Origin of the sequence: Pseudorhodobacter sp. W20_MBD10_FR17 (assembly GCF_052119765.1) — a bacterium.
Taxonomy (GTDB): Bacteria; Pseudomonadota; Alphaproteobacteria; order Rhodobacterales; family Rhodobacteraceae; genus Pseudorhodobacter.
This window is the reverse complement of the sequence record NZ_JBGQOQ010000073.1, coordinates 1-6,563: the sequence shown is the minus strand read 5'-3', so window position 1 is coordinate 6,563 and position 6,563 is coordinate 1. Positions and strand designations below refer to the sequence as shown.

Sequence of the window (6,563 nt, the reverse complement as noted above, 5' to 3'; positions counted from 1 at the left end):
TGTCGCATTTTCTTCACCATTTCAGCACATGATTATTACGTGATTTCTGGAAGATACCGCGATATCGTAGATCATTTTTCAGCTAAGGGCTTCAATTTTGGTTCCGTGTTTCAGCAAGTGGCCACCCTGTTGGCGCACGGCCCAGCCGGTCTCGAAAGTTTCATATCGATGACGTCTGGCGGAGGGCATGCCTCGGATGAAGCGTGGTCCAAGGCAACGCGGATCGCGCGCGAGTTGGACCGGATTCTTGATGGAGCGGCGCCGGTGCGTGAGGCCGTGGTGCGCGCGGCATCCGAGCTGCGGCTCTCAACCCGCCAAGTCTACAACTATCTGGCGCGGTATCGAGAAGAACGCAGGGTGTCGTCCCTGCTGCCGCGAACGAGTGGGACAAGGAAATCAAGGATCAGCCTCGCGGTCGAGAGCATCATCGCGACGACCCTGCGGGAGATGTGGCTTTGCCCCGAGCAGCCAGACCTTGCACCGATCGTTGAAGAGATCCGCGCCCGCTGCGCAGAGGAAGGGCACACTCCACCCGCCTATGTCACTGTCGCCCGGCGGATCCCCACTCTGTTCGCCCCGGAAGAAATTGCCCGCCGCCGCCTGTCAGATAGTAAACACCTGCACCGGCTGAAGCCGCGACCAGGCTACATCCGGGCTAACCACGCGCTCGACATTGTCCAGATCGATCACACGCCGGCAGACATCCACTTTGTCGAGGTGATTGATGACTACGGCGTCTTCTTTGGTCGCCCCTATCTAACCATCGCTGCAGATGTGGCCACGAGCGCGATCACCGGCTTCTGCCTGACCCTCGAGCGGCCGTCACGACTGTCTGTGGCGCTTTGTCTTGCGCACGCGATGTGCTGCAAGATTGACTGGCTGGCAGAACGCGGCATCGATCATGCCTGGCCGATGCATGGTCGCCCGAAGCAGATCGTCGTCGATTCCGCCAAGGAGTTCCAGAGCGGCACCTTCAGCAGAGGATGCGAGGACTATGGCATCGCCATACGCATGCGGAACAAGGGCACCGTGCATCGGGGCGGAGTCGTCGAACGCCTGCTGGGGAAAGTGAACACGGCGCTACGCGCCTTGCCGGGGAAGACAGGGCGTTCCATCGCGGATCGGGGCGACTATGCCTCGGAAGCGCGGGCACGGCTCAGCTTCGCGGATCTTGAACGCTGCATCGCGCTCTCGATCATCGACCACAACCTGAGCCAGAATGCGCGCAAGCTGACCGTTCCGGCGAAAGAGTGGGAAGATCGGTTCCAGCCGAAAGACCGGCCGATCGATGCACCTGTCGATGTGCTGCTCAATTTCCTGCCGCGCAAGACGCGGAAAATTTCACCTCAGGGCATCAGTCTCTTCGCCATCGACTATTTCGAGCCTTGGCTTGGCCCGCTGGTTGCGCGTCGTGACCGGCTGGAGCCGCTCGACCTGTGCTATGATCCTCGCGACATCAGCCATGTCTACGTCAAGGATCCGGATACGCAGGCCTGGCGGCCGGTCAGGCGACGGGACGGACTGGCCGAGCCGATCACGCTTTGGCAGCACCAGGCGGATCGACAGCAGCGGCGTGAAATCCAGCGGCGCCCTGTACAGGAGGCATCAGCCATCCGACGCGAAATCGCCGCAACTGTTGCCGCCGCCAAAACCCCGAAAAGCCGGTTGAAGGAGATGACCCGCGCCCGGCATGCCACCGAGGCAAAGAAGCCTTATGCCGACTTCGCTGCGCCTTCCGCCTCGGCCCAGGCAAAGCTCGACCCGGATCGTCCGCGGCGGGTCTTCCCTGTCGAGGATTGGTAAGGTGCCGGACCACCTCATGCCCGCCGCCGTCCCGCTCTTGCAGGCCGATGACGCAGTGCGGATTGCCCATGTTCGCGCGCCGCGCTGGATCAGTCATCCGGCCGCCGGCGCGGCGCATGACGCAATGCGACTGCTGCTTGAGCGACCGCCATCCCTGCGCCCACGCGGTTTGCTGCTTGCCGGTTCCTACCACAACGGCAAAACCATGATCGCCGAACGCTTCGCCGTCGAACATCTGCGTGCCGCCGACCAGCAAAAGGTGTGGGTGATCCAGACCCGGGAAGGTGCAGGGCTGTCGCATTTCTATGCCAGCATCCTTTCCGGATTGCGCGCACCACAAGCCGCTGGCTGGCGCAGCCTGTCCCGCGCCGGCGATCAGGTGGATCATCTTCTGGAGCGCCTGAAGCCGCGCCTTTTGATCTTCGACGAGTTCCACAGCGCATTGCGCGGGCGGCGCCAGGATGTGAAGGCCATCTTCTCGTTCTTGCGGCGGATCGCACGGGTGCATGACATCTCACCCGTCCTTGTCGGCGAAATCGCGATCTACGATGCGGTGCATGACACGGACGAAATGGGCTCACGTTTCGATACGATCCCCATTCCACGATGGGCGTATGACGAGGAGTTCGCGACGCTTCTCGACAGCCTGGAAGCCAGTCTGCCGCTCGCCGAAGCCTCCGATCTGTCGCGCGAACCCTTGGCGAAGATCATCCATGATCTGTCAGAGGGGCTGATCGGCGAGGTTGTCGAGATCGTCACCCGGGCCGCAGTTGCGGCAATCTCGCGCGGTGAGGATCGGATCACGGGCGCAACCCTGTCAGACCTCGGCTATGTGCCTCTCTCGCGGCGCCGCAATTCCACTTTGCGTCACGAGATGACATGAGATTTGGGCCGACCGAGATCTCCATCATGCCTGCAGAGCGGTATGCAAGTGCGGCGGGAAGCCGTTGGCCGATCGGCATTATGCCCGCACCTGGTGAACTTCTGTCGAGTTGGCTGCACCGCCTCGCTTACGCCAACGGCGTACCTCCCCGCTATTTCGGTGCGCTTCTCGGAGCGCCGGGTGAGAACTGGTCGGCACGGCTTGATCGGGCGTTGCCCGATCGCATCCTGCGACTTTTGGGGGAGCATACCCACATACCCTTGGAAGACATCGCGGCTCTGACCGTTGCTCCCGACCCTTTGCCCGGGCTGCGTTTGCCCCTGCGGCCAGGGTCTCAGCAGACCTGCGCACCCGGGAGGCAGGTTACCTGGCTGCAATTCTGTCCGGCTTGTCTGGCAGAAGACGAAACGCCATATTTTCGCCGAGGCTGGAGCTTGGCCACACGAGTCTCTTGCGCTCGCCACGGCTGCCGACTTCGGGACAGGTGCCCATCCTGCGGGCGCGGACTGGCTCCGTTCAGCCAGAAGCGTCTTGTGCCGCATCAGATCTGCGCCTTGTGCGGCGGGGCGCTCTGCAAACGCACCCGTCCTGCCGCTGATGCGGTTCAGCGCCTTGAGCGCCTAATCGACGATCTGCTTCGTTTGCATACAGCAGGGCATCGGATGGCAGCGGGGCGATCACTGTCGGACCTGCTTGGATCCGCCTGCTTTCAATTTGGTAAACAGCGCATGTCCATCGCGCGCCTCCCTCATCGAGATCGCTATCATCTGTTTCGGCAATTGACGGAAGGGCGGTCGACGCCTTTCGGAACGCGAAGAAGTCCCACGATCTCTTATTGGAAACGCGTCGCTCAGGCTGCGCCAGCTTGGAGCGGACTGGTCACATCATTCAGCGATGCCGTCCTGCCTCGGCCCAAAGCTGGGCCTTGCCCCACCACCGCTGGCCCGGATTTGGCAGATCTCGTTCAAGCGGCCGCGCGGCTTCATCAGAAGCGACCAGCGCTGTGAGAATTCCCGGTGGATTTCAGGCGCGCGCGACCAGCCCGGCGTCATTCAGCTGTTCAGGATCTGGCAGGTCGCGCAAGTTCTCCAACCCGAAGGCCGCGAGAAACGCGTCTGTGGTCACAAAGGTGTAGGGGGCACCACGACGCGGCGCGCGCGGCCCAGTTCCAATCAGACCCTGCGCATGCAGCCGCCCGATCAGGTCCCGGCTGATCTCTTTGCCGAAGATATCCTTCAGCCCGTCGCGGGTGATCGGCTGGTGGTAGGCGATGGCCGCCAAAATCGCGACGTCGAACTCGTTCAGGTCCAGCAACTGGTCCCCGACATCCGCTGCGGCGCGGATCGCAGGCGCGTAAGCGGTCCGCGTCCGGAACATCCACCCCCCTGCGACCATGGCAATCTCGAACGCCCGCCCTTCCAGATCAGCGGCAAGGTCTTCCAACAGAAGATCAATCGAGGCCGCCTGCCCCACCACGCGCGCCAGATCCTCGCGCGCTACAGGCAAGGCAGAGGCAAACAGCACCGCCTCGATCCGCCGCATCCATTCGCGCCAGCGCAGCTCCTTCGGCAGGTTAGGCAATTCGCGGTCAAGCTCGGTGTCGGGTCCATCCTTGGCCATCGCTCAGACCCCGTAGAGCCGGAAGGTGTCGCGGCCAGTCAGCTCGCGCACCGCGCCGAGGTCAACCAGCCGGTCGCAGAGCCGCCGCGCAGCGCGATCCGGCAAAGGCAAGGCACCGGGCGCGCCACCGCGTCCTGTGTCAGGAAGATCTCGACCGCATCCCCAGCCCCCTTGGCCCGAAGCTTTGGTGCAACCCCTTTCAAAAGCGCAGCCCGACGCGCGAGGTCGACAGCCAGACGCGTGGCCTCGACTGCGGATGCGGTCACAGCGCGATGACAGGCTAGGCGCAAATCCTGGCCCCGCTTGCGCAGGTCTGTGCGTTTCAAACCCGCGGCCAGCAGCGGCACGACATGATCCCAACCAAGCGCCTGGGCGAGGGTGGCGTCCGCGAGGATCAACGCCGGGACTTCGGCACGGGGTGCCTCCGTCAGGACAGCATCCAGCACCACCGCGGCACGGGTCAGCGGTGCCCCATTTCCCGCATCCAACCACGTGGCGATCTGGCCCAGATCGACGGCCGGCAAGGCTCGACCCAGAGCCTTGACCGACACTGCCCGCTCCACCGCGCGCCGCCAGGCCAGGTAGGTTTCACCGGCCGGTCCTGGCAGATCGCCCGGGCGCAGAAGGTTCACCATGTCGCGCAATTCCCCCGCTCTCTCCGTCCGACCAGAAAGTGTCACGCAGGCCTCTGCGGCGCGTAGGGCCAGCCGCTCTCGCAACAAGGTCTGGGGCACCTCTTCGCGTCCCAGCACAAGATGAAGATGCCCGAGCGCCGCGCCCGACAAAAACGCAACATCTTCAAGGGTTTCGGACCGTGCGGAGGTGACCCAGGATGGCATCCGGGGTAACGTGTCGAGGCCGCTTTCGTGATCCTGTCGGGCAAATGTCATGCACAGAGCCTACACTTATGCGGCGCTTTGTGCCAGCGAATAGCGTAGTAACCGCCCCGGCTTTCCGTTCTCAGTAATGTCCAATAACCTTGCGTTATCGGACGTAAAAATGATATGCTCAAAAACATGGGTAGTCTCACAAATAACAGCACCAAAATCGCGGGTTCTTGCGGGTCTGAGTCTGAGATTTCGAACTCAGCACCCCATACCGTGCCAACCAGTGACGAGCGCGACGAGAGAACCTCTCGGGACGGAGCCTCAATCGCTCTGCCCGCCCATGTGGTCAGCTCCGGCGCGCTCGACCGGCTGATCGATACCGCCCGCGACTACGCCGAGGCCTCGACGGCTGGGAATACGAACAAGGCCTACGCCGCCGACTGGAAACACTTCACCCGCTGGTGCCGGCTGAAAGGCACAGAACCTCTGCCCCCCTCGCCCGAGATGGTTGGACTTTATGTAGCTGATCTTGCTGCACCAGCCGAGAAGGCCCCTGCCCTTTCGGTCTCCACGATCGAGCGCCGTCTCTCGGGGCTTGCCTGGAACTACAGGCAGCGCGGGTTCACTCTTGATCGCAAGGACCGGCACATCGCCACCGTTCTGGCCGGGATCAAACGCAAGCATGCGCGCCCGCCGGTCCAGAAGGAGGCGATCTTGCCTGAGGACATCCAGGCCATGGTGGCCACCCTTCCTTTCGATCTCCGCGGGCTTCGAGACCGGGCGATCTTGCTTCTGGGCTATGCGGGCGGTCTGCGCCGGTCCGAGATTGTCAGCCTGGACCACGGCAAGGACGATACCCCCGACAGCGGCGGCTGGCTCGAGATCTTCGACAAAGGCGCGCTGCTGACGCTTAACGCCAAGACCGGGTGGCGCGAGGTTGAGGTCGGGCGCGGCTCAAGCGACCAGACCTGTCCCGTCCACGCACTTGAGCAATGGCTACACTTCGGACGCATCGACTTTGGGCCGGTCTTCGTGCGCATCTCCCGGGATGGCAAAAGCGCCCTCGAGGCGCGCCTCTCCGATAAGCACGTCGCGCGACTGATCAAAGCGACCGTTCTAAAAAGCGGCGTCAGGTCCGATCTGCCGGACGCCAAACGGCTGGCAATGTTCTCCGGCCATTCCTTACGCGCCGGGCTCGCCTCGTCGGCAGAGGTTGATGAGCGCTATGTTCAAAAGCAACTCGGACATGCGTCGGCCGAGATGACCCGGCGCTATCAGCGCAGGCGCGACAGGTTCCGAGTGAACCTAACCAAAGCCGCAGGGCTGTGATGCCCAGGATTCTTGACGTATTTGGTGAAGCGCTAAGATGAAATTCCAGCGCTTCAGTTTCAGCTTACTGCTTCAATTGAAATCGGGAACTAAACGCGACA

At 62.7% G+C, this 6,563-nt stretch carries 5 protein-coding genes and 1 pseudogene; 4 read left to right on the top strand and 2 right to left on the bottom strand.

What is annotated here, in order from left to right; genetic code table 11:
- The 3 genes from ACEN2J_RS20235 to ACEN2J_RS20225 all read left to right on the top strand — a co-directional run.
- Positions 1-1,803: Mu transposase C-terminal domain-containing protein (locus ACEN2J_RS20235; protein ID WP_442108490.1), on the top strand; the 1,803-nt coding region annotated here is incomplete at its 5' end.
- Between the two features lie 16 nt (positions 1,804-1,819).
- Entirely contained in the window at positions 1,820-2,686 is an 867-nt protein-coding gene (locus tag ACEN2J_RS20230) for a TniB family NTP-binding protein (RefSeq protein ID WP_442108488.1), read from the top strand.
- Entirely contained in the window at positions 2,683-3,693 is a 1,011-nt protein-coding gene (locus ACEN2J_RS20225; protein WP_442108486.1) for a TniQ family protein, read from the top strand. Before ACEN2J_RS20230 ends, ACEN2J_RS20225 begins: the two co-directional genes overlap by 4 nt.
- A 16-nt stretch (positions 3,694-3,709) precedes the next feature.
- Here the strand turns inward: ACEN2J_RS20225 and scpB are convergent, their stop codons facing one another.
- Both scpB and ACEN2J_RS20215 read right to left on the bottom strand, forming a co-directional pair.
- Positions 3,710-4,306, bottom strand: a complete 597-nt coding sequence (gene scpB, locus ACEN2J_RS20220; protein WP_442108484.1) for an SMC-Scp complex subunit ScpB — start codon at positions 4,304-4,306, stop codon at positions 3,710-3,712.
- 3 nt (positions 4,307-4,309) lie between these two features.
- A pseudogene (locus tag ACEN2J_RS20215) lies at positions 4,310-5,196 on the bottom strand (DUF1403 family protein).
- Between the two features lie 126 nt (positions 5,197-5,322).
- Here ACEN2J_RS20215 and ACEN2J_RS20210 point away from each other — a divergent pair.
- Positions 5,323-6,462 (top strand): tyrosine-type recombinase/integrase, encoded by a 1,140-nt coding sequence (locus ACEN2J_RS20210; RefSeq protein WP_442108492.1) that lies wholly within the window; start codon positions 5,323-5,325, stop codon positions 6,460-6,462.
- The last annotated feature ends 101 nt before the right edge of the window (positions 6,463-6,563 follow it).